This is a genomic window from Streptomyces sp. NPDC050842 (genome assembly GCF_044456565.1).
Lineage (GTDB): Bacteria > Actinomycetota > Actinomycetes > Streptomycetales > Streptomycetaceae > Streptomyces.
In genome coordinates, this window is sequence record NZ_JBITGA010000007.1 from 294,945 (window position 1) to 321,453 (window position 26,509).

Annotated in this window: 21 protein-coding genes; 6 read left to right on the forward strand and 15 right to left on the reverse strand. The window is 70.4% G+C overall.

The window, feature by feature from the left end:
* Nucleotides 1-10: 10 nt before the first annotated feature.
* Nucleotides 11-3,550 carry a DNA polymerase III subunit alpha gene (dnaE, locus tag ACIBG6_RS25050; protein ID WP_399224796.1) on the reverse strand — a complete coding sequence of 1,180 codons (3,540 nt, stop codon included), beginning with the start codon at nucleotides 3,548-3,550 and terminating at the stop codon, nucleotides 11-13.
* Between the two features lie 214 nt (nucleotides 3,551-3,764).
* Between dnaE and ACIBG6_RS25055 the strand changes: the two genes are divergently transcribed.
* The 5 genes from ACIBG6_RS25055 to ACIBG6_RS25075 all read left to right on the forward strand — a co-directional run bounded on the left by ACIBG6_RS25055 (nucleotide 3,765) and on the right by ACIBG6_RS25075 (nucleotide 9,909).
* A complete protein-coding gene (locus ACIBG6_RS25055) occupies nucleotides 3,765-5,114 on the forward strand; it encodes a DUF2252 domain-containing protein (RefSeq protein ID WP_399224798.1) in 1,350 nt (449 codons plus the stop codon).
* A 115-nt stretch (nucleotides 5,115-5,229) separates the two neighbouring features.
* Nucleotides 5,230-5,916, forward strand: a complete 687-nt coding sequence (locus tag ACIBG6_RS25060; protein WP_399224799.1) for a hypothetical protein — start codon at nucleotides 5,230-5,232, stop codon at nucleotides 5,914-5,916.
* A gap of 59 nt (nucleotides 5,917-5,975) precedes the next feature.
* Nucleotides 5,976-6,791: a DsbA family protein gene (locus tag ACIBG6_RS25065; RefSeq protein ID WP_399224800.1), complete on the forward strand. Its 816-nt coding sequence runs from the start codon at nucleotides 5,976-5,978 to the stop codon at nucleotides 6,789-6,791.
* Between the two features lie 158 nt (nucleotides 6,792-6,949).
* Nucleotides 6,950-8,599 carry an alkaline phosphatase D family protein gene (locus tag ACIBG6_RS25070; RefSeq protein WP_399224801.1) on the forward strand — a complete coding sequence of 550 codons (1,650 nt, stop codon included), beginning with the start codon at nucleotides 6,950-6,952 and terminating at the stop codon, nucleotides 8,597-8,599.
* 356 nt (nucleotides 8,600-8,955) lie between these two features.
* Nucleotides 8,956-9,909: a zinc metalloprotease gene (locus ACIBG6_RS25075; RefSeq protein WP_399224802.1), complete on the forward strand. Its 954-nt coding sequence runs from the start codon at nucleotides 8,956-8,958 to the stop codon at nucleotides 9,907-9,909.
* A gap of 76 nt (nucleotides 9,910-9,985) precedes the next feature.
* On the opposite strand, the gene ACIBG6_RS25080 is transcribed toward ACIBG6_RS25075, so the two are convergent.
* The 6 genes from ACIBG6_RS25080 to ACIBG6_RS25105 all read right to left on the reverse strand — a co-directional run bounded on the left by ACIBG6_RS25080 (nucleotide 9,986) and on the right by ACIBG6_RS25105 (nucleotide 15,203).
* Nucleotides 9,986-10,555, reverse strand: a complete 570-nt coding sequence (locus ACIBG6_RS25080; protein ID WP_399224803.1) for a dienelactone hydrolase family protein — start codon at nucleotides 10,553-10,555, stop codon at nucleotides 9,986-9,988.
* 68 nt (nucleotides 10,556-10,623) lie between these two features.
* Nucleotides 10,624-12,210 (reverse strand): Na+/H+ antiporter, encoded by a 1,587-nt coding sequence (locus ACIBG6_RS25085; RefSeq protein WP_399224804.1) that lies wholly within the window; start codon nucleotides 12,208-12,210, stop codon nucleotides 10,624-10,626.
* Nucleotides 12,211-12,307: 97 nt separating this feature from the next.
* Nucleotides 12,308-12,775, reverse strand: coding sequence for a GNAT family N-acetyltransferase (locus tag ACIBG6_RS25090; protein ID WP_399224805.1), 468 nt, complete (start codon nucleotides 12,773-12,775; stop codon nucleotides 12,308-12,310).
* Nucleotides 12,772-13,713: an RluA family pseudouridine synthase gene (locus ACIBG6_RS25095; RefSeq protein ID WP_399224806.1), complete on the reverse strand. Its 942-nt coding sequence runs from the start codon at nucleotides 13,711-13,713 to the stop codon at nucleotides 12,772-12,774. Before ACIBG6_RS25095 ends, ACIBG6_RS25090 begins: the two co-directional genes overlap by 4 nt.
* A 40-nt stretch (nucleotides 13,714-13,753) precedes the next feature.
* Nucleotides 13,754-14,341, reverse strand: coding sequence for a signal peptidase II (lspA, locus tag ACIBG6_RS25100; protein ID WP_399224807.1), 588 nt, complete (start codon nucleotides 14,339-14,341; stop codon nucleotides 13,754-13,756).
* A 67-nt stretch (nucleotides 14,342-14,408) separates the two neighbouring features.
* A complete protein-coding gene (locus tag ACIBG6_RS25105; protein ID WP_399224808.1) occupies nucleotides 14,409-15,203 on the reverse strand; it encodes a TraR/DksA family transcriptional regulator in 795 nt (264 codons plus the stop codon).
* A 557-nt stretch (nucleotides 15,204-15,760) separates the two neighbouring features.
* Between ACIBG6_RS25105 and ileS the strand changes: the two genes are divergently transcribed.
* Nucleotides 15,761-18,904 carry an isoleucine--tRNA ligase gene (ileS, locus tag ACIBG6_RS25110; protein ID WP_399224809.1) on the forward strand — a complete coding sequence of 1,048 codons (3,144 nt, stop codon included), beginning with the start codon at nucleotides 15,761-15,763 and terminating at the stop codon, nucleotides 18,902-18,904.
* 441 nt (nucleotides 18,905-19,345) lie between these two features.
* Here ileS and ACIBG6_RS25115 read toward each other — a convergent pair whose 3' ends face one another.
* From ACIBG6_RS25115 to murG, 8 genes are all read right to left on the reverse strand, one after another.
* On the reverse strand, nucleotides 19,346-20,455 hold the full coding sequence (locus ACIBG6_RS25115; protein ID WP_399224810.1) for a DivIVA domain-containing protein: 1,110 nt from the start codon (nucleotides 20,453-20,455) through the stop codon (nucleotides 19,346-19,348).
* 67 nt (nucleotides 20,456-20,522) lie between these two features.
* Nucleotides 20,523-20,813, reverse strand: coding sequence for a YggT family protein (locus ACIBG6_RS25120; protein ID WP_190102598.1), 291 nt, complete (start codon nucleotides 20,811-20,813; stop codon nucleotides 20,523-20,525).
* Nucleotides 20,814-20,894: 81 nt separating this feature from the next.
* Complete coding sequence (locus tag ACIBG6_RS25125; protein WP_317594302.1) at nucleotides 20,895-21,515, reverse strand: cell division protein SepF; 621 nt, start codon at nucleotides 21,513-21,515, stop codon at nucleotides 20,895-20,897.
* 122 nt (nucleotides 21,516-21,637) lie between these two features.
* The gene (locus tag ACIBG6_RS25130; RefSeq protein ID WP_399224811.1) at nucleotides 21,638-22,357 is read right to left on the reverse strand and encodes a YggS family pyridoxal phosphate-dependent enzyme; all 720 of its coding nucleotides are present in this window, start codon (nucleotides 22,355-22,357) and stop codon (nucleotides 21,638-21,640) included.
* Nucleotides 22,354-23,094: a peptidoglycan editing factor PgeF gene (pgeF, locus tag ACIBG6_RS25135; RefSeq protein ID WP_399224812.1), complete on the reverse strand. Its 741-nt coding sequence runs from the start codon at nucleotides 23,092-23,094 to the stop codon at nucleotides 22,354-22,356. Before pgeF ends, ACIBG6_RS25130 begins: the two co-directional genes overlap by 4 nt.
* Nucleotides 23,091-24,305, reverse strand: coding sequence for a cell division protein FtsZ (ftsZ, locus tag ACIBG6_RS25140; RefSeq protein ID WP_399224813.1), 1,215 nt, complete (start codon nucleotides 24,303-24,305; stop codon nucleotides 23,091-23,093). The genes pgeF and ftsZ overlap by 4 nt, the downstream gene beginning before the upstream one ends.
* 282 nt (nucleotides 24,306-24,587) lie before the next feature.
* Nucleotides 24,588-25,391 (reverse strand): cell division protein FtsQ/DivIB, encoded by an 804-nt coding sequence (locus tag ACIBG6_RS25145; RefSeq protein ID WP_399224814.1) that lies wholly within the window; start codon nucleotides 25,389-25,391, stop codon nucleotides 24,588-24,590.
* A gap of 20 nt (nucleotides 25,392-25,411) precedes the next feature.
* Nucleotides 25,412-26,506: an undecaprenyldiphospho-muramoylpentapeptide beta-N-acetylglucosaminyltransferase gene (murG, locus tag ACIBG6_RS25150; protein ID WP_266890857.1), complete on the reverse strand. Its 1,095-nt coding sequence runs from the start codon at nucleotides 26,504-26,506 to the stop codon at nucleotides 25,412-25,414.
* Nucleotides 26,507-26,509 lie beyond the last annotated feature (3 nt).

Below are 26,509 nucleotides of genomic sequence, written 5' to 3' on the forward strand. Positions count from 1 at the left end.
ACGGAGGCCGCTAGCCGGCCAGGCAGGACGGGCCGAGCAGCACCTTCAGGTCGCCGAAGAGGGCCGGGTCGGCCGTCACCCGGTGCCGGTCGAGGCGGAGCACGGTCGTGGTCCGGGGTCCCTGGAGCTTGATCCGTACCTCGGTGTTGCCCTTGTGGTGCTTGAGGATCTCGCCGAGCCTGCTGACCATGGGCGGGGTGACCTTCACCGTCGGGATGGTGAGGATCACCGGCGCGTTGGTCCCGGCGTTCGACAGGTCGGGGACCATCAGCTCCATGGCGACGAGCCGGGGCACGTCCTCGCGCTTGTCGAGTCGTCCCTTGACGAAGACGACCGTGTCCTCGACGAGCTGGGTGGAGACCAGCTGGTAGGTGGCCGGGAAGAACATGCACTCGATGGAGCCGGCCAGGTCCTCGACGGTGGCGATCGCCCAGGCGTTGCCCTGCTTGGTCATCTTGCGCTGGAGGCCCGAGATGATGCCGCCGATGGTGACGACCGCGCCGTCGCTGTGCTCGCCGCCGGTGAGCTGCGAGATCGCCGCGTCGGTCTTGTCGGACAGGACGTGCTCGATGCCGAAGAGCGGGTGGTCGGAGACGTAGAGGCCGAGCATCTCGCGCTCCTGGGCGAGCAGGTACGACTTCTCCCACTCGACGTCGGAGAACTCGACGTCCAGGCCGAAGCCGGGCTCGTCGTTCGTCTCCTCGCCCATGCCGCCGAAGAGGTCGAACTGTCCCTCGGCCTCCTTGCGCTTGACCGCCACCACGTTGTCGATCATCGGTTCGTGGTGGGCGACCATCCCCTTGCGGGTGTGGCCCATCTCGTCGAAGGCGCCGGCCTTGATCAGCGATTCGATGGTCCGCTTGTTGCAGACGACGGCCTCGACCTTGTCGAGGAAGTCGGGGAAGGTGCTGTACTTCCCCTTCGCCTTGCGCGACTTGATGATCGACTCGACGACGTTGGTGCCGACGTTCCGCACGGCGGAGAGGCCGAAGAGGATCACGTCGTCGCCCTGGGCGGCGAAGTTCGACTCGGACTCGTTCACGTTCGGCGGGAGCACCTTGATGCCCATGCGGCGGCACTCGTTGAGGTAGACGGCGGACTTGTCCTTGTCGTCCTTGACCGAGGTGAGCAGACCGGCCATGTACTCGGCGGGGTAGTTCGCCTTGAGGTAGGCGGTCCAGTAGGAGACCAGGCCGTACGCGGCGGAGTGCGCCTTGTTGAAGGCGTAGCCGGCGAAGGGGACCAGGACGTCCCAGAGCGCCTGGATCGCCTTGTCGGTGTAGCCGTTCTTCTTCGCGCCCTCCTGGAAGATGACGAAGTTCTTCGCCAGCTCCTCGGGCTTCTTCTTGCCCATCACGCGGCGCAGGATGTCGGCCTCGCCGAGCGAGTACCCGGCGATGATCTGGGCGGCCTTCTGCACCTGCTCCTGGTACACGATCAGGCCGTAGGTGACCGCGAGCACCTCTTCGAGCGGCTTCTCCAGCTCGGGGTGGATCGGGGTGATCTCCTGCTGCTTGTTCTTGCGCAGGGCGTAGTTCGTGTGCGAGTTCATGCCCATCGGGCCCGGCCGGTACAGGGCCGAGACGGCGGAGATGTCTTCGAAGTTGTCGGGCTTCATCAGCCGCAGCAGCGAGCGCATGGGGCCGCCGTCGAACTGGAAGACACCGAGCGTGTCACCGCGGCAGAGCAGTTCGTACGTCTTGGGGTCGTCCAGCGGGAGGGCGAGCAGGTCGAGCTCGATGCCCTTGTTCGCCTTCACCATCTTGACGGCGTCGTCCATGATCGTGAGGTTCCTGAGGCCCAGGAAGTCCATCTTGATCAGGCCGAGCGACTCGCACTGCGGGTAGTCCCACTGCGTGATGGTCACGCCGTCCGTGTGCCGCACCCAGATCGGGGCGTGGTCGACGATCGGCTCGCTGGACATGATCACGCCGGCCGCGTGCACGCCCATCTGCCGGACCAGGCCCTCGACGCCCCGGGCGGTGTCGATGACCTTCTTGACGTCCGGCTCGTTCTCGTACATCGCGCGGATCTCGCCGGCCTCGCCGTACCGCGGGTGCGAGGGGTCGGTGATGCCGTTGAGGTCGATGCCCTTGCCGAGGACGTCGGCGGGCATGGCCTTGGTGAGCCGGTCGCCCATGGCGTAGGGGTAGCCGAGGACGCGCGCGGAGTCCTTGATGGCGTTCTTCGCCTTGATCTTTCCGTACGTGCCGATCATGGCGACCTTGTCCGAGCCGTACTTCTCCGTCACGTACCGGATCACCTCGACGCGCCGACGCTCGTCGAAGTCGATGTCGACATCGGGCATGGAGACGCGCTCGGGGTTGAGGAAGCGCTCGAAGATCAGTCCGTGCGGGATCGGGTCGAGGTCGGTGATGCCCATGGCGTACGCGACGATCGAGCCGGCCGCGGAGCCTCGGCCGGGGCCCACGGCGATGCCCTGCTTCTTCGCCCACATGATGAAGTCGGCGACGACGAGGAAGTAGCCGGGGAAGCCCATCGAGATGATCGTGTCCATCTCGTACTCGACCTGCTTCATGCGGTCCTCGGGGATGCCCCCGGGGAAGCGGCGGTGCATGCCCCGCATGGTCTCCTCGCGGAACCAGGTCGTGTCGGTGTACCCCTCCGGGATGTCGAACTTCGGCATGAGGTTCTTCTCGACGAACATGCCGTCGGTGCTGATCTGCTCGGCGACCAGGAGGGTGTTGCGGCAGCCCTCCTGCCAGGCGTCCGACGAGTCGATGGCGTACATCTCGTCCGTGGACTTGAGGTAGTAGCCGGTGCCGTCGAAGCGGAAGCGGTCCGGGTCGGAGAGGTTCTTGCCGGTCTGGATGCAGAGCAGGGCGTCGTGCGCGGTCGACTCGTGCGCGTACGTGTAGTGCGAGTCGTTGGTGACGAGCGGCGGGATGCCGAGCTTCTTGCCGATCTCCAGGAGTCCGTCGCGGACCCGGCGCTCGATCTCGATGCCGTGGTCCATCAGCTCCAGGAAGTACCGCTCCTTGCCGAAGATGTCCTGGTACTCGGAGGCGGCCTTCAGGGCCTCGTCGAACTGGCCGAGGCGGAGCCGGGTCTGCAGTTCGCCGGAGGGGCAGCCGGTGGAGGCGATGAGCCCCTCCGACCACTTGGAGATGGTCTCCTTGTCCATCCGGGGCCACTTCTGCAGCCAGCCCTCGGCGTACGCGTCGGAGGAGAGCTTGAAGAGGTTGTGCAGTCCGGTGGCGTTGGCCGCCCAGATCGTCTTGTGGGTGTAACCGCCGGAACCGGAGACGTCGTCCCGCTTCTGGTGCGGCTGGCCCCACTGGATCTTGCGCTTGTTGCGCCGGGACTCGGGGGCGACGTAGGCCTCGATGCCGATGATCGGCGTCACCCCGGCCTTCTTGGCCGTGTGGAAGAAGTCGTACGCCCCGTGCAGGTTGCCGTGGTCGGACATCGCGATATGGGTCATGCCCATCTCGTTGCACGCGTTGAACATGTCCTTGAGCCGCGCGGCACCGTCCAGCAGCGAGTACTGGGTGTGGACGTGGAGGTGCGTGAAGGGCGGCTTGGTCACGGCGGAAGGCCTCCGAAAAACACTGAGCGACAGGCTGCGGACAGTCTGGGGGGACAGCGTGGAAGTCTACGTCTCCGCACTGACAGACGTCGGGCACTCGAAGCTAGGGTCGCCCGTTGAGAGACAGAGAACACCCTCCCCCTCGCGAGCTGGGGGGACCCCCAATTTGTCATGACTGGCCTCACAGCACGGCCGGTACCAGGAGGCACCTCGAATGTCGGTCCCCCAGCCCACCGTCGCGGAGCGCGGTGAGCACATCCTCGCCGTCTTCGAGACCGCCTTCGGCGAGCTCCTCGCCGCCGACCCCGCGGCCTTCCGCGTCAAGTTCCGGAAGATGGCCGGCTCCGCCTTCGCCTTCTACCGGGGGACGGCCTGCCTCTTCTACGCGGACCTGGAGAAGGAGACCGCCGGGCGGGTGGACGGGAGCGTAGGTGTCGGCCCCTACCTGGACGAGCGCACCGGCCGGGTCTGGATCCACGGCGATCTGCACGCCGAGAACTTCGGCACGTACATGGACGCCAACGGCCGGCTGGTCTTCAACGTCAACGACTTCGACGAGGCGTACGTCGGGCCCTTCACCTGGGACCTGAAGCGGCTCGCGGCCTCGCTCGCCCTGATCGGCTACGCGAAGGCGCTCAGTGACGAGCAGATCACCAAGGGGGTCCGGATCTGCGCCGCCGCCTACCGCGAGCGGATCCACGCCCTCGCGACCGGCGCCGGGGAGGACGAGGTGCCCTCCTTCACCCTGCATACGGCCGACGGCGCGCTGCTCGGCGCCCTGCGCGCCGCCCGGGCGAAGACCCGCTTCGGGCTGCTCGACTCGATGACGGAGATCCGCGACTTCGAGCGCCGCTTCGCGCCCGGCGGCGGCGCGATCGACCTGGACGCGGCCACCCGGTACAAGGTCCTGGCCGCCTTCGACGGCTATCTGGAGACCCTGCCGGAGGCCAGCCTGGTCCGCCCCGACTCGTACCGGGTCAAGGACGTCGTCGGCCGGCGCGGGATCGGCATCGGCTCGGCCGGCCTCCCCTCGTACAACATCCTCCTGGAGGGCCACAGCGACGCCCTGGAGAACGACGTCGTGATCTACATGAAGCAGGCCCAGACCCCGGCGGTCTCCCGCCACGTCACGGACCCGGCGGTACGGGAGTACTTCCGGCACGAGGGCCACCGCACCGTGATCTCGCAGCGGGCGCTCCAGGCGCACGCCGACCCCTGGCTGGGCTGGGCGGAGCTCGACGGCGCCGGACAGCTCGTCGCCGAGGTCTCGCCGTACGCGGTGGACCTGGACTGGTCGGACATCGACGACCTCGACGAGATCGCGGAGACCGTCGCGGACCTGGGCCGGGCGACGGCGACCATGCACGCGGCGGCGGACGAGTCCAGCGGGCAGTCGCTCGTGCCGTTCTCGACGGAGCGGGCCATCGACGCGGCGATCGCCGCCGACGAGGACGGCTTCGCCGATCTCCTCGTGGACTTCGCGCACGCGTACGGGGCGCGGGCGCGGGCCGACCACCAGATCTTCGTGGACCTCTTCCGCAACGGCCGGATCCCCGGGCTGTAAAGGCCGTCGGCCGTCGGCTGTCGGCTGGTCGGCTGTCGGCTGTCGGGGCCGGTGGGACGGTTCACAGCCTTCCTTTAGCGACCCCTTACGGCACGGCATGGGACACTCCACGACGATGGACATGGCAGGGACGCAGCTGAGAGCGCTGCGGGCGGCGTTCTTCACGGCACTGGTCGTGACGCTGTCCGTGGCGTCCCACGTGCTGCTCTCGGGCGTGCCGCTGCCGCTGGGGACGGTCGTCCCCGTCGCGGCCGGCGTCTTCGCCGTCGCGTACGCGCTGGCCGGCCGTGAGCGCGGCCTCGGACCCATCGCCGGGCTCCTCGTCCCGCTGGAGCTGGCGGCCGACACACTCTTCACCACCGGTCAGGTGGTCTGTTACGGCGCCGCCGGGGGCCCGGTCGCCGGTTCGCTGCGCGCGGTCGGCGTGGACGTCTTCTGCGGCGGCGCGGTGGGTGCGCCGCTGCCCGGCGTGGCCGCCCCCGAGAGCGGGACCGCGGCCGCCCTGCTCGACTCCCCCGACCCGGCGCTGCCGTGGCTGCTGCTCCTGGCGCACATCGGCGTCGGGCTCGCGGCGGCGTGCTGGCTGCGCGGCGGGGAGCGGGCGCTCGCCCGGCTGCTCGGCGCGGTGGCGGCCTTCGCGTTCCGGCCGCTGCTGCTCGTGGCGGCCTTCTTCGGCGGCGGCGGTACGGCTCCGCGCCGCACCGCCCGGCCCGCCGGACGGCCCCGGTCCTCCCGTATCCGTCTCCTCGTGCACTCCGTAGGGCGGCGGGGGCCGCCGTTGCCGGGCCTCGCTCTCGTCTGAGCGACGCCGGTACAGCGGTTCCCCCTTGTCTGCTTCACACCCTCACGGAGATCACGATCATGAGTGCACGCAACAGCCAGACCAACAAGGCCGCCGCCCGCGAGCGGCTGCGCGTCGAGCGCGAGCGCCAGGCGAAGAAGGACCGGGCGCGCCGGCAGCTCGTCGTCGGCGTCTCGGCCGTGGCCGTCCTGGCCGCCGCCGGCGGCATCGGCTACGCGGTCGTGCAGTCCAACAAGCCCACCCAGTGGGAGGCGGCGGCGGACGCGAAGACCGTGGCGGCCCCGAAGAACACCTCGGGCACGAACGGCACGACGGTCGTCATCGGCAAGCCGTCCGCGAAGAAGACCCTGGAACTGTACGAGGACTCGCGCTGCCCCGTCTGCGCGACCTTCGAGCAGGGCGTGGGCTCGAGGATCGAGAAGGACGTCGAGTCCGGCAAGTACAAGATCAAGTACGTCGGCGCGACCTTCATCGACGACGGCATCCCGGGCGAGGGCTCGAAGAACGCCCTCTCGGCCCTGGGCGCGGCTCTGAACGTGAGCCCCGAGGCCTTCCTGAAGTACAAGGCGGCGCTCTACTCGACGGAGTTCCACCCGGAGGAGAACCAGGACAAGTTCGCCAAGGACTCGTACCTCCTGGAGGTCGCGGACACGGTCCCGGCCCTCAAGAGCAACGCCGAGTTCAAGAAGAACGTCGAGAGCGGCACCTTCGACGCCTGGGCGATGAAGATGTCCAAGGCGTTCGACGCGAGCGGCGTGACGGGTACGCCGACGCTGAAGATGGACGGCAAGACGGTCACGGCGGAGGGCTCCGACAGCCCGCCGATGACGGCCGATCAGTTCACCACGGCGATCGACGCGGCCCTCAAGGGCTGACACCCGCGGCCCCGGCTCCCGAGCCGGCCCCGCCCCGGCCCCGGACCTCTGAGGTCCGGGGCCGGGGCGGTTCCGCGACACGACGTCCGGGCGACAAGTCGACGAACTTCCGGAATTCGCCTGCCCAACGGGCCTACCCGTCAGTAATCTGACTGGCCGTGACCAGTCAGTTCATATCTCCTGCCCCCAGCCGTCGCACGGTCGTCAAGGCCGCCGCCGTCACCGCTGTCGCCGCGCCCGCCCTCCTGGGCGCCGCCTCCCCCGCCCTCGCGGACTCCGGGGCCCCCGCCTTCCTCCACGGTGTCGCCTCCGGCGACCCGCTGCCCGACGGCGTCCTCCTCTGGACGCGCGTCACCCCTTCCGCCGCGGCCGTGCCCGGATCCGGGCTCGGCCCGGACGTCGCGGTCGGCTGGGAGCTCGCCGAGGACCGCGGCTTCACCCGGACCGTCGCCGCCGGTTCGACCACGGCGAGCGCGTCCTCCGACCACACCGTGAAGGCCGACGTGCGGGGCCTGCGCCCGGCGACCGCCTACTGGTTCCGCTTCACCGCGGGCGACGCCGTGTCGTCGGCCGCCCGCACCCGGACCGCGCCGGCCGTCGACGCCGCCGCCCCCGGGGTCCGCTTCGGCGTGGTCTCCTGCGCGAACTGGGAGTCCGGCCACTTCTCCGCGTACCGCCACCTCGCCGGCCGCGCCGACCTGGACGCCGTCCTCCATCTCGGCGACTACGTCTACGAGTACGCGAGCGGGGTCTACCCGGAGGCGAAGGACACCGTCCGCCCGCACGAGCCGCGCCACGAGATCGTCTCGCTCGCCGACTACCGCACCCGGCACGGGCACTACAAGACGGACCCCGACCTCCAGGCGCTGCACGCCGCGCACCCGGTGATCGCCATCTGGGACGACCACGAGTTCGCCAACGACGCCTGGACGGGCGGGGCCGAGAACCACACCCCCGGCGCCGAGGGCGAGTGGGCGGCCCGGGTGGCCGCCGCCAAGCAGGCGTACTTCGAGTGGATGCCCGTCCGCGCCTCCACCGAGGGCACGGTCTTCCGGCGGCTGCGCTTCGGCAGGCTGGCCGATCTGCACCTGCTCGACCTGCGCACCTTCCGCTCCGCCCCGGCGAAGACCGGCAGCGGCACGGTCGACGACCCGGAGCGGACGATCACCGGCCACGCCCAACTGGACTGGCTGAAGGCCGGTCTGGCCGGCTCGGACGCGACCTGGCAGCTCGTCGGCACCTCGGTGATGATCTCGCCGATCGCCTTCGGCGCCCTGCCCGCCCACCTCCTGGAGCCGCTCGCCGAGCTGATGGGCCTGCCGAAGGAGGGGCTCGCGGTCAACGTCGACCAGTGGGACGGGTTCACCGACGACCGCAGGGAACTGATCGCGCACCTGACCTCCCGGGCGATCCGGAACACGGTCTTCCTGACCGGCGACATCCACATGGCCTGGGCCAACGACGTACCGGTGAAGGCGGCGACGTACCCGCTGTCGGCCTCGGCGGCCACCGAGTTCGTCGTCACCTCGGTGACCTCGGACAACCTGGACGACATGCTGAACGTGGCCCCGGGGACGCTCTCGGTCGTGGCCGCGGGCGCCGTGAAGGCCGCCAACCGCCATGTGAAGTGGGTGGACATGGACCACCACGGCTACGGCGTGCTCGACGTGACCTCCGAGCGCTCGCAGATGGACTACTACACGGTCTCCGACAAGACGGATCCGGCCGCGACGACCGCCTGGGCGCGCTCGTACCGGACGAAGAACGGAACCCAGCGTGTCGAGCGGGTGTACCAGCCGGTTCGCTGACGAGGCCTTAACAGCGATTTTCAGCCATGATCTCTTCTGTTAACGGGAGATCACATCGCTACGGCGGGTGGCCAGTTTTGGAGATCGAATCCGGACACACCACCCGCCTCCGTCACCCCGCTCGTTACGTCGAGGTCTCAAACTCCGGAATCGGCGCAAGAATTTCTTCTCGATGGACCGAATTGCCCCATGAATGATTGGGCTTGATCACTCCTCAACAGTGGCTGACATGGACGCGTAATCTCCGGGCCGTGGCGAGGAAGTTCCTCTCCCACCCTCCCCCACGAGGAGTCACCGTGCGTGCTCTTGCCCGTATATCGCCCCGTATGTCACGTCGTATTCTTGGCACCGCCGTCATGGCCGGAACCCTGGCCATTGCCCCGCTGTCCGCCCCTGTCGCCACCGGCGCGGCCACCGCCACCCTGGCCGGTGCCTCCGCCGAGGAGTGCGTCGACGGCCACGACGACGCCGGCGTCTCCAGCGCCCGCAAGGCGCGCGGCGCCGACAGCCACGCCGCCGAGCCCAACGAGGTCACCGCCGCCAAGGCGAAGGCCATGGACGACGACCTGAAGAAGAAGCTGGCCGCGGCCGCCGCCGAGGGGCGCCTCAGCGCCTCCGCCGAGGCCGCCGCCGTGGTCAACATCCCCGTGTACTTCCACGTCATCCACAGCGGCACGACGGGCAAGCTCTCCGCCACCGCCATCAACAACCAGCTGAACGTCCTGAACGCGGCCTACGCGGGCCAGGGCACCGGCAACGTGAACTCCAACTTCCAGTTCACGCTGGCCAGCACCGACTACACGGACAACGCGTCCTGGTACAACCTCGCCTCCGGCTCCACCGCCGAGAAGACGATGAAGCAGACCCTCCGCAAGGGCGGCGCCGGCGCGCTGAACTTCTACACCGCCAACCTGAGCGGTGGCCTCCTCGGCTGGGCGACCTTCCCGTCCGCGTACGCCTCGAACCCCTCCATGGACGGTGTCGTCGTCCTGGACTCCTCGCTGCCGGGCGGCTCCGCGGCCAACTACAACGAGGGCGACACCGCGACCCACGAGGTCGGCCACTGGATGGGCCTCTACCACACGTTCCAGGGCGGCTGCAACGGCGCCGGTGACTCCGTCGCCGACACCCCGGCCGAGAAGAGCCCGGCGTACGAGTGCCCGACCGGTCGTGACTCCTGCGCCTCCAAGGCCGGCGTGGACCCGATCCACAACTTCATGGACTACACGTACGACGCCTGCATGTACCAGTTCACTTCCGGCCAGGTGACCCGGATGAACCAGTTCTGGACCTCGTACCGCGCGGGCTGACCCACGCCGGAACGGACCGAGGGCGCGGCGGGAGCACATTCCCGCCGCGCCCTCGGGCGTCCGTACCGGACAACCCCTACAGGCTGTCCAGGAAGGACAGCGCCACCGACCAGGTCCGCTCGGCCGCCTCCGCGTCCCAGTCGGGCAGCTCCGGGTCCGTGTACACGTGCCCCGCGCCCCGGTAGCGGTAGATCTCCACGTCCGCCCCGGCCTTGCGCATCTGGAGGTACCAGGCGGACAGCCAGTCGTCCGTCTCGAAGGGGTCGGGCTCCGCCACGTGCAGCTGTACGGGGAGCTCGTCCACCGACACGTTGGGCGCCAGGTCCGAGGTGCCGTGGAGCAGCAGCAGCCCGCGCGCCTTGTCGTCGCCGAGGGCCAGGGTCTGCGCGACCGAGGCGCCGAAGGAGAAGCCCGCGTAGACCAGACCGCGCTCGGAGTACGGGGCGGCGGCCAGGATCGCGCGCTTCAGCAGCTCGTCCTTGCCGATCGCGTCCCGCTTCGCCATGCCCTCCTCCACCGACTCGGTGGTCCAGCCGTCGAAGAGGTCCGGCACCCACACCCGGTGTCCGGCGGCCCGCAGCCGCTCGGCCGCGTCCTCGACGGCCGGGCGCAGTCCGTGGACCGAGTGGAAAAGCATGATGTCCATGCGGGCCATCCTGCCACCCGCGACCGACAGTCACCGAAAGCCCCGGTGCGGGCCGAACCGTCCCGGCCTCAGCGCAGGCTGCGCACGTCCAGCTGCCGCAGCACCCGGTCCACCACCTCCGGGTCGGCGCCCGGCTCGCTGCGCGCCGCGAGGACCTCGTGCCGGGCGGCGGACATCAGCTCCCGCTGGATCCGCTGCACCGCCTTGAGCCGCTCCGTCCGCGCGGCGAAGGCGGCCCTCCGCTCCTCGTCGACCATGTCCGGGCTGATCCGGGCGCCGATGTCGTACGCGCCGCGCAGCAGCCGCTCCTGGACCTCCTCGGGCAGCTCCTCGACCTCCTCGATCTCCTTGAGCCTGCGCTTGGCGGCCTTCGCGGCCCGGACCGCGAGGTCGCGCTCCAGGACCCGCTCGGCGTCCGTGTCGGCCCGCACCCCGAGCCGCTTGACCAGCCACGGCAGGGTGAGCCCCTGGAAGACGAGGGTGGCGATGATCACGCAGAAGGCGATGAAGATGATCTCGTCGCGGCCGGGGAAGGGCGAACCGTCGTCGGTTTCGAGGGGGATGGCGAGGGCGAGGGCCACCGAGGCCACGCCGCGCATCCCCGACCACCACATGACGATGGTCTCCCGCCAGCTCGTCGGGATCTCCTCGTCGACGTCCCGGCGGGTGTGCATGCGCTTCGCCAGCCAGGTGGCGGGCAGCAGCCACAGCAGCCGGACGCCGACGACCACCCCGACCACGGCGCCACCCCAGCCGAGCATCTCCCAGCCGTGCCCTTCGGCGACTCCGAACACATGGATCAGCTCCAGGCCGATGAGGCCGAAGGCGATGCCGGTGACGAGGGTGTCGACGATCTGCCAGAAGGTCTGTCCGGCGAGCCGGCCCATGACGTCGTCGGCGTCGACGGCGTGCTCGGCGAGGAAGAGCGCGGTGACCAGGACGGCGAGGACGCCCGAGCCGTGCAGCTCCTCGGCGAGGACGTAGCTCACGAAGGGCACGAGGAGGGTCAGCCCGGTCTGGAGGGTGACGTCCCCGAGGAAGCCGATCAGCTTGTGGGTGAGCCACCCGAGCCCCATGCCGACGACGACGGCGACCACGGCCGAGAGCACGAGCTCGCCGACCGCCTCGGGCCAGGAGAAGGAGCCGCTGACGACGGCGCCGATGGCCACGTGGTAGAGCACGATGGCGGTGACGTCGTTGAAGAGCCCCTCGCCCTCCAGGATCGAGACCAGCCGGCGGGGCAGGCCGAGCGACCCGGCGACGGCGGTGGCCGCGACCGGGTCGGGCGGGGCGACGAGCGCGCCGAGCGCGAGGGCGGCGGCCAGCGGAAGGCCGGGCACGAGCGCGTCGGCGACGGCTCCGACGGCGGCCGTGGTCACGAAGACGAGGGCGACGGCGAGCAGGAAGATGGGCCGCTTGTTGGCCCAGAACTGCCGCCAGGACGTCCGCTGCACGGAGGCGTACAGCAGGGGTGGCAGCACCAGCGGGAGGATCAGCTCCGGCGGGACCTCGACGTTCGGTACGAACGGCAGGACGGCCAGCACGATCCCGAAGAGGGTCATCAGGACGGGCGCGGGCAGTCCGAGCCGCTCACCGAGGGGGACGGTGAGCAGGGCGCCGAGGAGCAGCAAGAACAACAGGGCCAATTGATCCACGGGCCCACCCTGCCATGAACGTCCGGTTTGCCCGCGATGCCCCCCTCAGAGCGGCAGGCAGCAAATATGCCCGGCCGATCCCCCGCCGGCCCTTCGCCTAGAGAACCCTCCGCATGGACCGGTGCGGGATGCCCGCGTCCGGGAACTCCGGCCCGTACGCCTCGTAGCCGAGCCGCTCGTAGAAGCCCAGCGCGTGCGTCTGCGCGTGCAGGTCGACGGCGGCGAGGCCGCGCTCGCGCGCCGTGTCCTCGATGCCCCGCACGAGCGCCGCGCCGACCCCGAGCCCGCGGGCCGCCTTGGCGACCGCGAGCCGGCCGAGCGAGCCCACCGTGGCGTCGCCGCCGGTCTTGCCGAGGGCGTCCGCCCCGTGCAGGAGCCGTCCGGTGCCCAGCGGCAGCCCGTCCGCGCGCACGGCGAGGACGTGGACCGCGGTCGTGTCGTACGTGTCGTACTCGAGCTCCTGCGGGACGCCCTGCTCCTCGACGAAGACCTCACGGCGGACCGCGAAGCAGGCCTCCCGGTCAGCGGCTTCGACCGCCTCGCGGACGGCGTACGCGTCGGTCACTGGCTCTCCGCGGCGATCCGGTCGAGGGCCTTCCGCAGGTCCTCGGGGTAGGTGCTGGCGAACTCGACCCACGAGCCGTCGCCCGGGTGCTCGAAGCCGAGGCGGACGGCGTGCAGCCACTGCCGGGTGAGGCCGAGGCGCTTGGCGAGCGTCGGGTCGGCGCCGTAGGTGAGGTCGCCGACGCAGGGGTGGCGGTGGGCGGACATGTGCACCCGGATCTGGTGGGTGCGGCCCGTCTCCAGCTTGATGTCGAGCAGCGAGGCCGACCGGTACGCCTCGATGAGGTCGTAGTGCGTGACGGAGGGCTTGCCCTCGGCGGTGATCGCCCACTTGTAGTCGTGGTTCGGGTGCCGGCCGATCGGCGCGTCGATGGTGCCGCTCATCGGGTCGGGGTGGCCCTGGACGAGCGCGTTGTAGCGCTTGTCGACCACGCGCTCCTTGAACTGGCGCTTGAGCGAGGTGTACGCGTACTCGGACTTGGCGACGACCATCAGGCCGGAGGTGCCGACGTCGAGGCGGTGCACGATGCCCTGGCGCTCGGCGGCGCCGGAGGTGGAGATGCGGTACCCGGCGGCGGCGAGGCCGCCGATGACCGTGGTGCCGGTCCAGCCGGGGCTGGGGTGGGCGGCGACGCCGACCGGCTTCATGATCACGACGATGTCGTCGTCGTCATGGATGATCTCCATGCCCTCGACGGGCTCGGCGACGACCTGGACGGGCGCGGGAGCGCCCGGCATCTCGACCTCGAGCCACGCGCCGCCACTCACCCGCTCGGACTTGCCGACGACGGAGCCGTCGACCTGGACCTTCCCTGCGGCGGCCAGCTCGGCCGCCTTCGTACGGGAGAACCCGAACATACGGGCGATGGCGGCGTCGACGCGCTCGCCCTCCAGGCCATCGGGAACGGGCAGCGTGCGGATCTCGGGACTCGTACTCACCCGTCGAGTATGCCTTGCGCGGAAGGTGATCCGCCCCGGCTCAGTCCTTGTGGACGGTGCCGTCGGGGTCGATGCCCCGGAATGACAGGAACACGATGAGGATGCCGCCGCAGACGATCGCCGAGTCGGCGAGGTTGAAGACGGCGAAGTGCGCGGGGGCGATGAAGTCCACGACCGCGCCCTCGAAGACGCCCGGCGAGCGGAAGATCCGGTCCGTGAGGTTGCCGAGCGCGCCGCCGAGCAGCAGACCGAGGGCGATGGCCCAGGGCAGGCTGTAGAGCTTCCGCGCCAGCCGGACGATCACGAGGATCACGACGGCCGCGATGCCGGTGAAGACGATCGTGAAGGCCTCGCCCATGCCGAAGGCGGCGCCCGGGTTCCGGATGGCGTCGAGGCGCAGCAGATCGCCGATCAGCGGGATCGCCTCGCGGCCCTCCAGCTTGGCGACCACCAGCATCTTGCTGCCCAGGTCGAGCAGGTAGGCCACGACGGCCACGACGAGCAGCGCGACGATCCTGCGCCTGCCCCTGGGCCGCTCCTCGGGAGCAGCCGTGCCGTCGTCGGAGGCTGCCGACTCGTCGGCCCCTGCTGAATCCGGCGTACCGATGATGCGCTCCGCCTCTGCCACGTGAGTGAGTCCCTCGACCTCGATGCCTGACCGTGCCCCGAGGGTACGGCACAGGCGTACGAGACCGTCAGCCGCGCCGCTCCTGCCGCTGCTTGTCCTCGACGCAGAGCGTGGCCCGCGGGAAGGCCTGCATCCGCGCCTTGCCGATCGGCTTCCCGCACACCTCGCAGAGGCCGTACGTGCCCGCGTCGAGGCGCTCCAGGGCGTGCTCGCTCTGCTCCAGCATCTCCCGGGCGTTGGCGGCGAGCGCGAGCTCGTGCTCGCGGGTGATGTTCTTGGTGCCGGTGTCGGCCTGGTCGTCGCCCGCGCCGTCGCCCGAGTCCCGCATGAGGCCGGTGAGCTCCTCCTTCGAGTGGACGAGCTCGCTGCGCAGCCGCAGGACCTCCGACTGGAGCGAGCTGCGGGCCTCGGCGACCTCCTCCGGCGTCCAGGGGTCCTCGCCGGGGCGCACCGCGAGCTCACCGGTACGGGCCGTGGGCACCGCGGCCTCGTCCTCTACGGTCGTCACGCCACCCGCGGTCTTCTTGACTGCCACCGTCCTGGCTCCTGTCTGCTTCTTCGCCGCGGTCGCCTTCCTGGCGCCCGTCTTCTTCGCCGCGGCCTTCTTGGCCGGGGTGTGCGCTGCGGGGGTCTCGTCGGTCGCCTCGGCGGCCGGGGCCGCCGTCTTGCGGGCAGGGGCCGCCGTCTCCGCCTTCTTCGCCGTGGCCTTCTTGCCGACCGCCTTCTTGGCGGCCGGCTTGCCGGCGGCCGCCTTGCCCGTGACCGTCGACTTCTTCCCGGCCACGTCCTTGCCGTCCAGGGCCGCCGCACCGGTGGAGACGGCGGTCGAGGACTTCTTCGCGGCGGTCTTCTTCGCCACCATGTCGCGGCCCCTTCACATTTTGTGATCTTGCTCGCGAATCGTGCTGGGACGATAAATCGGCCCAAGGCCCGCGGCAACGGGGCACGCCGCCGTTCCCACCCGCCCCCGCTCCCCGCGGGGCGGGCCTGCCTCCGTTGTGCCCAGCTCCCCGCCGGGTTATCCGCCCCGCGCCTCCCCCACATGGCCGTAACCGAACTCCGCCCCGCTTCGTATGGCCATTCGGGTGGCCGCCCGGGGCTCGGGAAATGGGTCGGCCTCCCCTCGCTGCGGCCCGTACACTGGCCACAGCGAAAGGCTTGGATGGGGACGAGTAGCGTCGTACGCAGCCATGAGCGACCCGGGGACGGTGAGAGCCCGGGGGCGAGCCCGATGTGAAGCATCACCCCGGAGCCGTCGGAAGAAAGCCGCGCGAGAGCGCGGTGACTAGACCCGGCGTCGCGACCCCAATGAGGGGGCTCAGGGCACGTGTGCCTGCCCGGAGCCAAGGAGGGTGGTACCGCGGGAGCAGTGCTCTCGTCCCTCCGACGGAATGACGACAGTCCGCCGGAGGAATCTCGATGACACCGCCGCAGTACCGCCAGGTGCCCGCCCAGGTCGACCTGCCCGCGCTGGAGCACGACGTGCTCGACTTCTGGCGCGACAGCAAGGTCTTCGCGAAGACCCTTGAGCAGTCCGAGGGACGCCCCGAGTGGGTGTTCTACGAGGGCCCGCCGACCGCGAACGGCATGCCCGGCGCTCACCACATCGAGGCCCGCGTCTTCAAGGACGTGTTCCCCCGCTTCCGGACCATGCGCGGCTACCACGTGGCCCGCAAGGCCGGCTGGGACTGCCACGGCCTGCCGGTCGAGCTCGCCGTCGAGAAGGAGCTCGGCTTCGCCGGCAAGAAGGACATCGAGGCGTACGGCATCGCCGAGTTCAACGCCAAGTGCCGCGAGTCGGTGACCCGCCACACCGACGCGTTCGCCGAGCTGACGACCCGCATGGGCTACTGGGTCGACCTGGACGACGCGTACCGCACCATGGACCCCTCGTACATCGAGTCGGTCTGGTGGTCGCTGAAGCAGATCTTCGACAAGGACCTGCTGGTCCAGGACCACCGGGTCGCCCCCTGGTGCCCGCGCTGCGGCACCGGTCTCTCGGACCACGAGCTGGCGCAGGGCTACGAGACGGTCGTCGACCCGTCCGTCTACGTCCGCTTCCCGCTGACCTCCGGCCCGCTGGCCGGCAAGGCGGCGCTCCTCGTCTGGACGACGACCCCCTGGACCCTGGTGTCGAACACCGCGGTCGCCGCGCACCCCGAGGTCACCTACGTGGTCGCGACCGACGGCGACGAGCGCGTCGTCGTCGCGCAGCCGCTGCTCGAGAAGGCGCTCGGCGAGGGCTGGGTCACCACGGGCGAGTCCTTCACGGGCGCCGAGATGGAGCGCTGGACCTACCAGCGCCCCTTCGAGCTGGTCCCCTTCGACGCCCCGGCGCACTACGTCGTGAACGCCGAGTACGTGACGACCGAGGACGGTACGGGTCTGGTCCACCAGTCCCCCGCCTTCGGTGAGGACGACCTCAAGGTCTGCAAGGCGTACGGCCTGCCGGTCGTGAACCCGGTCCGCCCCGACGGCACCTTCGAGGAGGACGTGCCGCTGGTCGGCGGCGTCTTCTTCAAGAAGGCCGACGAGGCGCTCACCGCCGACCTGGACGCGCGCGGCCTGCTCTTCCGCCACATCCCGTACGAGCACAGCTACCCGCACTGCTGGCGCTGCCACACGGCCCTGCTCTACTACGCGCAGCCGTCCTGGTACATCCGTACGACCGCGGTCAAGGACCGCATGCTGGCGGAGAACGAGCGGACGAACTGGTTCCCGGACTCGGTCAAGCACGGCCGCTTCGGCGACTGGCTCACCAACAACGTCGACTGGGCGCTCTCCCGGAACCGCTACTGGGGCACCCCGCTGCCGATCTGGCGCTGCGAGGACGACCACCTCACGTGCGTCGGCTCCCGCGCCGAGCTCACCGAGCTGACGGGCACCGACCAGTCGGAGCTCGACCCGCACCGCCCGTACATCGACGCGGTCACGTTCTCCTGCCCGACCGAGGGCTGCGGGAAGACGGCGACCCGTGTGCCGGAGGTCATCGACGCCTGGTACGACTCGGGCTCGATGCCGTTCGCGCAGTACGGCTACCCGTACGAGAACAAGGAACTGTTCGAGTCCCGCTACCCGGCGCAGTTCATCTCCGAGGCGATCGACCAGACGCGCGGCTGGTTCTACACGCTCATGGCCGTCGGCACGCTGGTCTTCGACAAGTCGTCCTACGAGAACGTGGTCTGCCTGGGCCACATCCTCGCCGAGGACGGCCGGAAGATGTCCAAGCACCTGGGCAACATCCTCCAGCCGATCCCGCTGATGGACCAGCACGGCGCCGACGCGGTCCGCTGGTTCATGGCGGCCGGCGGCTCGCCGTGGGCGGCCCGCCGCGTGGGCCACGGCACGATCCAGGAGGTCGTCCGCAAGACCCTGCTGACCTACTGGAACACGGTCGCCTTCCAGGCTCTGTACGCCCGTACGTCCGGCTGGGCGCCGAGCGCCGCGGACCCGGCCCCGGCCGACCGCTCGGTCCTCGACCGCTGGCTCCTCTCCGAGCTGAACGCGCTCGTGGCCGATGTCACCGAAGCGATGGAGTCGTACGACACCCAGCGCACCGGCAAGCTGATCTCGTCCTTCGTCGACGACCTGTCGAACTGGTACGTGCGCCGCTCGCGCCGCCGCTTCTGGCAGGGCGACGCGTCCGCGCTCCGCACGCTGCACGACGTGATCGAGACGGTCACGCGCCTGATGGCGCCGCTGACGCCGTTCATCACGGAGCGGGTCTGGCAGGACCTGGTGGTCCCGGTCACGCCGGACGCCCCGGAGTCGGTCCACCTGGCCACGTGGCCGGCGGCGGACACCGAGCTGATCGACAAGACCCTCTCCGAGCAGATGCTCCTGGTCCGCCGTCTGGTGGAGCTGGGCCGGGCGACGCGCGCGGAGTCGGGCGTGAAGACCCGCCAGCCGCTCTCGCGCGCGCTGGTGGCGGCGACGGGCTTCGCGGCCCTCTCGCCGGCCCTCCAGGCCCAGATCACGGAGGAGCTGAACGTCTCCTCCCTGGCGTCCCTCTCGGAGGTCGGCGGCTCGCTCGTCGACACGACGGCCAAGGCGAACTTCCGGGCCCTGGGCAAGCGCTTCGGCAAGGGCGTCCAGGACGTGGCGAAGGCGGTGGCCGCGGCCGACGCGGCGGCCCTCTCGCTGGCCCTCCGCTCGGGTGAGGCGACGCTCACGGTGAACGGCGAGGAGATCACGGTCACCCCCGAAGAGGTCATCATCACGGAGACCCCGCGGGAGGGCTGGTCGGTCGCCTCGGACTCGGGCGCGACGGTCGCCCTGGACCTGGAGATCACCCCGGAGCTCCGGAAGGCCGGCCTCGCCCGCGACGCCATCCGCCTGATCCAGGAGGCCCGCAAGAACAGCGGCCTGGACGTCGCGGACCGGATCGCCCTGCGCTGGACGTCCGCCTCCCCGGAGACGACGGAGGCCCTCACGGCCCACGCCGCGCTCATCTCGGACGAGGTCCTCGCGACGGACCACGCCGAGGGCGAGGCGGACGCCACCTACGGCGCCCCGTTCACGGACGACTCCCTCGCCCTGACGTTCCGCCTCCGCAAGGCGTAACCGCCACCGAGAAGGCCCGGCACCCCTACGGGGGCGCCGGGCCTTCTCGCGTTCCCCCGCCCCGCCCGCCGCGGCTCCGAGCGGCCCCGGCGCGAAGCCGCCGCGGCTTGCGTCCGGGGGGCTTGCGGCGCGAAGCCGCCGCGCTTGCGTCCGGGAGCCTGCGGCGCGGAGCTGCCGTTGCTCCTTGGCGGGCCGGGGCCTGCGGCGCGGAGTTGCCGCTGCTCCTTGGGGGTCCTGGGGCGCTGCCCTGGGTCGTTCCCGGGGTCCGGGGCGGAGCCCCGGTTTCGGGAAGGGGCGGGGTGGGGGAAGGCCCGCCGCAGGCGCCTCCAGCCCGTCCCGTCCCGCCCCCGGGTACGGCGAAGGGCCGGGTCCCGGTGTTACCCGGGGCCCGGCCCTTGCAGCCTGCCGACGGCTACGCGCTCATCGCGCGACCGCCCGCCGTCAGTTGTCGTCCTCGTCGATCAGGAAGCCCCGCATCGGCGCCGGCGCCTGCTGCATCGGCTGGGGAGCCTGCGGCCGGACCGGAGCCATCGGCTGGGTCATCGCCGGGGACATCTGCTGCTGGCCGCCGTAGGAGGGGGCGCCACCCATGGACGGCGCACCGCCCATCGCGCCGTTGCCACCGTAGGACGGGGCGCTCGCGCCGGCCGAGGCCATCGAGGGCGCCGGCGGCAGCGAGGCCGTCGCCGGGGTCCGCGGCGGTGCCAGCGAGTCGTCGGCCTGGGTCTCCAGCTGACGCAGCTGCGACTCCAGGTACGACTTCAGGCGCGTGCGGTACTCGCGCTCGAAGCCGCGCAGGTCCTCGACCTTGCGCTCCAGCGTGGCGCGGGCGGACTCCAGGGAGCCCATCGCGACGCGGTGCTTCTCCTGGGCGTCCCGCTCAAGGGCGTCCGCCTTGGCGCGGGCGTCCCGCTCCAGGCCCTCGGCGCGCGAGCGCGCCTCGCCGACGATCTTGTTCGCCTCGGAGCGGGCCTCGGCGATCGCCTGGTCGGCGGTCTGCTGGGCCAGCGAGAGGACACGCGCGGCACTGTCGCCGCCCGGGGCCTGCGCCTGCACGGGCTGCTGCTGCATCTGCTGCTGCTGCGGGTGACCCATGGGGCCGCCCTGCATCGGGCCGGGACCCATCGGTCCACCCTGCATGGGGCCACCCTGCATCGGGCCGGGGCCCATGGGCCCACCCTGCATGGGGCCGCCCTGCATGGGGCCGGCGGGAAGCTGCGGGGCACCGGAAGGCAGCTGCGGCGGGCCCATCTGCGGCGGCTGCTGCTGGACCGGCGGTCCGGATATGGCCGCGGGCACGGGCGCGCCGGGACCGACGGGACGATCCTGCGGCTCCGGGGGCTTGCGCATGCCCTGCTGCTGCTGGTTCTGCGCGGCGGCACGCGTCGCGGCGGCCAGCTTGGCGCGCAGGTCCTCGTTCTCGCGGAGCAGGCGGGTCAGCTCGGCCTCGACCTCGTCGAGGAAGGCATCGACCTCGTCCTCGTCATAGCCTTCTCGAAGGCGGACGGTCGTGAACTGCTTGTTCCGCACGTCCTCGGGGGTCAGCGGCATCTCTTCTTCACCTCTACGTAGTCGTCGGCAGTCGGCAAGACCGTATCGTCCACAGTTCTCTCCACCATCACCTCGCGAAACTGCTCACGACGGAGATCAGGATGTAAACGATGATCATCAGAACGAAGAAGGACAGGTCGAGTGCCACGCCCCCGAGACGCAGCGGCGGGATGAGTCGCCGCAGAAGCTTGAGCGGTGGATCGGTGACAGTGTAAGTGGCCTCCAGAACGACCACCATCGCCTTACCGGGTTGCCATGAACGCGCGAACTGGAAGACGTAGTCCATGACCAGCCGGACGATCAGGAGGACGAGGAAGCACATCAGCACGATGTAGACCACCTGTAGTGCGACGCCCATCCCGCGTTTCCCTCTCCCCTGACTTACGTGCTCTCACTTGTTCCGGCCGCGTCGCGACCGGTCCGTCCGGTTCCGTTGTTCTCAGCTCTGGTTGAAGAATCCGCCCTCAGCGATCCGGGCCTTGTCCTCCGCCGTGACATCGACGTTAGCAGGCGACAACAGGAACACCTTCTGCGTCACGCGCTCAATGCTGCCATGGAGCCCGAAGACGAGTCCGGCGGCAAAGTCGACAAGTCGCTTCGCATCCGTGTCGTCCATCTCCGTGAGATTCATGATCACCGGGGTGCCCTCACGGAAGTGTTCCCCGATGGTACGGGCCTCGTTGTAGGTCCGGGGGTGCAGCGTGGTGATGCGGTAGGGCTCCCGCTCGGACACGACCTTGGGCATGATCACCGGTGCGTTCTTCTCCAGGCTCGGGCGTTCGGGTGTGATGGATGCCACGGGGGCAATTCGGGCCGGACGTCCGCTTTCGGCGAGTACCGGGACAGAATGAGCAATCGGTTCCCGGGGCGCCGGGGGCTGCACCACGCGCACCGGTTCCTCGCGCTCCATCTGTCGCGGAGGGGTGTGGCGCCGCTCGCGCTCGGGCTCCGGCTCCAGCTCGGGTTCGAAGTCGTCGTCGGGATCGAAACCCCGGCCGTCGTACCCATCGTCCTCCACGAGGCCGAGGTAGACCGCCATCTTGCGCATCGCGCCGGCCATTCTCTGAGTCCTCCGCTCTGTGGTGGATCGGCCTCGTCACCAAGTGCCAGCGATCCACGAGCCACCCCGCCGTTCTGCGGAATGACCATATTTTCTGCTGTGGTCCGACTTGCTTCGCGACGTTACCCGAGCTTCGGGCGGACACCGAGTACCGCCGTACCGACGCGTACGTGTGTCGCCCCGGCAGCGACGGCCTCCTCGAGGTCCGCACTCATCCCTGCCGACACCATGTTCGCAGCCGGACGGGTCGCGCGCAGGGCAGTCGACAAATCCATCAACCGGTCGAAGGCGGCGCGTTGTCTGCCCGCGTACGGACCGGAGAGCGGCGCGACGGTCATCAGGCCGTCGAGCCGCAGTCCGGCGGCGGCGTCCACCGCGGCGGCCAACTCCTCGACACCCTCCGGCGAGACGCCGCCGCGGGCGCCGCGCTCCCCGGACTCGGCGTCGAGCGCGACCTGGAGCAGGCAGCCGAGCTCCCGTCCCTCCTTCTCCGCGGCCGCGGAGAGAGAGGAAACGAGCTTCAATCGGTCGACAGACTGCACCACATCGGCATAACCCACCACGGAACGGACCTTGTTGGTCTGCAACTGGCCCACGAAGTGCCAGGTCAGATCAAGGTCGGCGCACGCGGCGGCCTTGGGGGCGGCGTCCTGGTCCCGGTTCTCGGCGACATGCCGCACGCCCAGTTCGTGCAGCATGCGCACATCGCTCGCGGGGTAGGTCTTGGTGACCACGATGAGGGTCACCTCCTCCCGCGCGCGCCCGGCGGCGGCACAGGCGGCTGCGATGCGCTCCTCCACCAAAGCCAGATTCTCGGCGAGTTGCGACTTCCGGTCCGTCATGTCTCTTCCTGGGTCAACCAGACATATCCCGCGAGTCGCCCGGTGGTGCGGTCGCGGCGGTACGAGTAGTGGTCACCGGATTCCCGGGTGCAGACCTCACTGGCCTGCCGGTCCGTGACGCCGAGCCGTTCGAGCTGGGCGTGCACGCCGGCGACGACGTCGACCGCCGGGGTGCCCCAGCTCGTCTCGGCCCAGGCGGCGGGCTCGGTCTCCGCGACCTCGGCGCGCATCGCCTCCGGCACCTCGTAGCACCGCCCGCAGACGGCGGGGCCGGTGCGGGCGACGATCCGGGCGGGGTCGGCGCCGAGGCCGATCATGGCCTCGACGGCGGCGGGGACGACTCCGGCGACCAGTCCGGGCCGCCCGGCGTGGGCGGCGGACACGATCCCGGCGACGGGATCGGCGAGCAGGACCGGGACGCAGTCCGCGGTGAGGACGGCGAGGGCGAGTCCGCGGGCCGCGGTCACCAGACCGTCGACCGCCGGGACGGCCTCGTCGGTCCACGGGCCCGCGACCTCGGCGACATCGGCGCCGTGGACCTGGTTCATCCAGACGACCCGAGCCGGGTCTAGCCCGAGGGCGCCAGCGGCCAGCGCCCTGTTGGTCCGTACGGCCTCGGGGTCGTCCCCGACCGCGCCGCCGAGGTTGAGCTCCTCGTACGGAACGGCGCTCACCCCGCCCCACCTGTCGGTGAAGGCGAAATGCGCGCCGTTCGCGTCGAAGTACTTCCCTATCACTTCAGGAAGTCCGGGACGTCCAGCTCTTCGGCCTGGGAGTCCGCGTACGGACGGGCCGGCGGGACGACCGGCGGGGCCGGCGTCAGCGGGGTCTCGTTGACGGCCGGGACCGGCTCGACCGGGACGGAGACCGGCTCTTCGCGGGGGGCCACCGTGCCGAGTCCGCCCATGGGACGGGAGGGCTCGCTGATGCGGGGCGCCGGAGCCGGCTCCTCGCGCTTGGCCGCGACCGAGCCGATGATGTTGTCCCGGCGGGCCGGCGGCTGGCCGCCGTCGAAGCCGGCCGCGATGACCGTGACCCGGACCTCGTCGCCGAGGGCGTCGTCGATGACGGCGCCGAAGATGATGTTGGCCTCGGGGTGGGCCGCCTCGCTGACCAGCTGCGCGGCCTCGTTGATCTCGAAGAGACCGAGGTCGCTGCCGCCGGAGATGGAGAGCAGCACGCCACGGGCGCCGTCGATGGAGGCCTCCAGGAGCGGCGAGGAGATCGCCATCTCCGCGGCGGCCACCGCGCGGTCGTCGCCACGGGCGGAGCCGATGCCCATCAGGGCGGATCCGGCCTCGGACATGACCGACTTGACGTCGGCGAAGTCGAGGTTGATCAGACCCGGGGTGGTGATGAGATCCGTGATGCCCTGGACGCCGCTCAGCAGCACCTGGTCGGCCGACTTGAACGCGTCGAGCACGGAGACCTGACGGTCCGAGATCGAGAGCAGTCGGTCGTTCGGGATGACGATGAGGGTGTCGACCTCTTCGCGGAGCTCGGCGATGCCGTCCTCCGCCTGGTTGGCGCGACGCCGGCCCTCGAAGGTGAAGGGCCGGGTGACCACACCGATCGTCAGGGCGCCCAGCGAGCGCGCGATGTTGGCGACGACGGGTGCGCCGCCGGTGCCGGTGCCGCCGCCTTCTCCGGCGGTGACGAAGACCATGTCGGCCCCCTTGAGGACCTCCTCGATCTCCTCACGGTGGTCCTCTGCCGCCTTGCGACCGACGGCCGGGTTCGCCCCGGCGCCCAGGCCGCGGGTGAGTTCACGACCGACGTCGAGCTTGACGTCGGCGTCGCTCATCAACAGCGCTTGCGCGTCGGTGTTGATCGCGATGAACTCGACGCCCTTGAGGCCGACCTCGATCATTCGGTTGATGGCATTGACACCACCGCCGCCGACACCGATGACCTTGATGACTGCGAGGTAGTTCTGCGGTGCTGCCACGTCGAAGGCCTCTCGCCTCGAGTTACGTGTCGCCTGCTACGCGGTGGTTGGTCGCGCTGCGACGACGGATGCCGATTGGGGCGGTCCGGAACGCCGACCCAAACCCTAACGTTGAAGTTTAGGGTTACCAGTGTCTCTGTTCGCTGGACTCTTCCGAACAGGACACTAAGTCGACAAGCGGCGCACGTTCAACGAACACGCCGAACCTCCCGTTTTTCTTTTCACCCTATGTGATCACCCGGAGCGCTGGCCAACCAGGGTGCTGGCCAGCGGTGATGTCCGTCAACTACCGGACGAAGCGGGTGCCGTGGGGGCACTTACATCGAAGTGCCCCGCTTTGGGCGACGCCTTCATGAGAGCGGTGAGCACCCTGGCTTTCACCGGGCCGTGCTCAGCACTCCCCCAGAGGACGGTGCGCCCCTTGGTCAGTTCCAGAGTGACGGAGTCGTACGAGGTGATGCGGACGACACGAGCGTTCCGGGCGATTTCCTCCGGGAGTTCACCCCGGACGCGGACCGCCTCGCCCAACAGCCGGTCCGCGTCGAATCGGCGCAGGCTGGGCGAGGAGGCGGTGTCGAGGACGAGATGGGGAACACCCCGGGGGGCGGTGTCGACGGTGGCGAACCGGACGCCGGTCGCGTCCACTTCGATGAACTTCGTGCCCTTTTCCAGCAGGAGAACGGGCTTCCGTTCCGTCACTTTCAGACCGATTCCGTGCGGCCAGGACCGTACGACGTCGACCGACGCGATGCGCGGGAGTTCCTTCCGGAGCCGCGCCTCGATCGCCTCGGTGTCGACCGAGAGGAGCGGGGCGCCCGTGGGAACGGCGGCGACCGCCTCGACCTCACGGGGGGTCAGAACCCCCGTACCGGAAGTCTTCACACGTTCCACACGGAACCAGGTCGATCCGTAGAGCGCCCAGATCACGCCGGCCGTGAGCGCGACGACGCCGAGCACGACGAGGAGTACGCGGGTGGCGGGCACCCGGAACCGCTGATTCCGGGTGCCCGTGCGGGACGGCCGCTCCGACGACCCCTTCGGCTGCTTCGCGCCGCTCTTCTCGGCGGTCGTCGATCCGGCTGCCACGCTTCCGCCTTTCGTCGCCGCTACGCCTGTCGGCGGGCGGCGATCGCCTCGTACACCATGCCGACGAGCAGGTCGTCGGCGTCCCGGCGGCCGAACTCGGCGGCGGCGCGGGACATCTCGTACAACCGGTGCGGATCGGCCAGTACGGGCAGGACGTTGCCCTGCACCCACTGCGGCGACAGCTCCGCGTCGTCGACGAGGAGTCCGCCGCCGGCCTTGACCACCGGCTGGGCGTTGAGCCGCTGTTCGCCGTTGCCGATGGGCAGCGGGACGTACGCGGCCGGCAGCCCGACGGCGGAGAGCTCGGCGACGGTCATCGCGCCCGCGCGGCAGAGCATCATGTCGGCCGCGGCGTACGCGAGATCCATCCGGTCCACGTACGGTACCGGCACGTAGGGCGGCATACCGGGCATGTTGTCGACGCGCGGCATTTCGTTCTTCGGGCCGACCGCGTGCAGGATCTGGATGCCCGAGCGCTGGAGCACCGGGGCGATCTGCTGGACGACCTCGTTGAGCCGCCGGGCGCCCTGCGAGCCGCCCGAGACGAGCAGCGTCGGGAGGTTCGGGTCGAGCCCGAAGGCGGCGCGCGCCTCGGGACGCACCCGCGCCCGGTCGAGGGTCGCGATGGTGTGCCGCAGCGGGATGCCGATGTAGCGGGCGTTGCGGAGCTTGCTGTCCGGGGTGGCGACGGCGACCCCGGCCGCGTACCGCGAGCCGATCTTGTTGGCCAGGCCGGGCCGGGCGTTGGCCTCGTGGACCACGATCGGCACCCCGAGGCGCTTGGCCGCGAGATAGCCGGGCAGCGCCACGTAGCCGCCGAAGCCGACGACGCAGTCGGCCTTCGTGCGCTCCAGGATCTGCTCGGCGGCCTTGATCGTGCCGCGGAGCCGCCCGGGGACGGTGATCAGCTCAGGGGTGGGCTTGCGGGGCAGCGGTACGGCGGGGATGAGCGCCAACTCGTAGCCCCGCTCGGGCACGAGTCGGGTCTCCAGACCCTTTTCCGTGCCCAGCGCTGTGATCCCCACGCTGGGGTCCTGCCTGCGCAGGGCATCCGCGAGGGCCAGCGCGGGCTCGATGTGGCCGGCGGTCCCCCCGCCGGCGAGTACGACATGCACCGA

Coding starts and splice junctions, on each gene's coding strand:
- ACIBG6_RS25055 (WP_399224798.1), top strand. CDS start 3,765: ATGTCGGTCCCCCAGCCCACCGTCGCGGAGCGCGGTGAGCACATCCTC.
- ACIBG6_RS25060 (WP_399224799.1), top strand. CDS start 5,230: ATGGACATGGCAGGGACGCAGCTGAGAGCGCTGCGGGCGGCGTTCTTC.
- ACIBG6_RS25065 (WP_399224800.1), top strand. CDS start 5,976: ATGAGTGCACGCAACAGCCAGACCAACAAGGCCGCCGCCCGCGAGCGG.
- ACIBG6_RS25075 (WP_399224802.1), top strand. CDS start 8,956: ATGGCCGGAACCCTGGCCATTGCCCCGCTGTCCGCCCCTGTCGCCACC.
- ACIBG6_RS25080 (WP_399224803.1), bottom strand. CDS start 10,555: ATGGACATCATGCTTTTCCACTCGGTCCACGGACTGCGCCCGGCCGTC.
- ACIBG6_RS25105 (WP_399224808.1), bottom strand. CDS start 15,203: ATGGTGGCGAAGAAGACCGCCGCGAAGAAGTCCTCGACCGCCGTCTCC.
- ileS (WP_399224809.1), top strand. CDS start 15,761: ATGACACCGCCGCAGTACCGCCAGGTGCCCGCCCAGGTCGACCTGCCC.
- ACIBG6_RS25115 (WP_399224810.1), bottom strand. CDS start 20,455: ATGCCGCTGACCCCCGAGGACGTGCGGAACAAGCAGTTCACGACCGTC.
- ACIBG6_RS25120 (WP_190102598.1), bottom strand. CDS start 20,813: ATGGGCGTCGCACTACAGGTGGTCTACATCGTGCTGATGTGCTTCCTC.
- ACIBG6_RS25125 (WP_317594302.1), bottom strand. CDS start 21,515: ATGGCCGGCGCGATGCGCAAGATGGCGGTCTACCTCGGCCTCGTGGAG.
- ACIBG6_RS25130 (WP_399224811.1), bottom strand. CDS start 22,357: ATGACGGACCGGAAGTCGCAACTCGCCGAGAATCTGGCTTTGGTGGAG.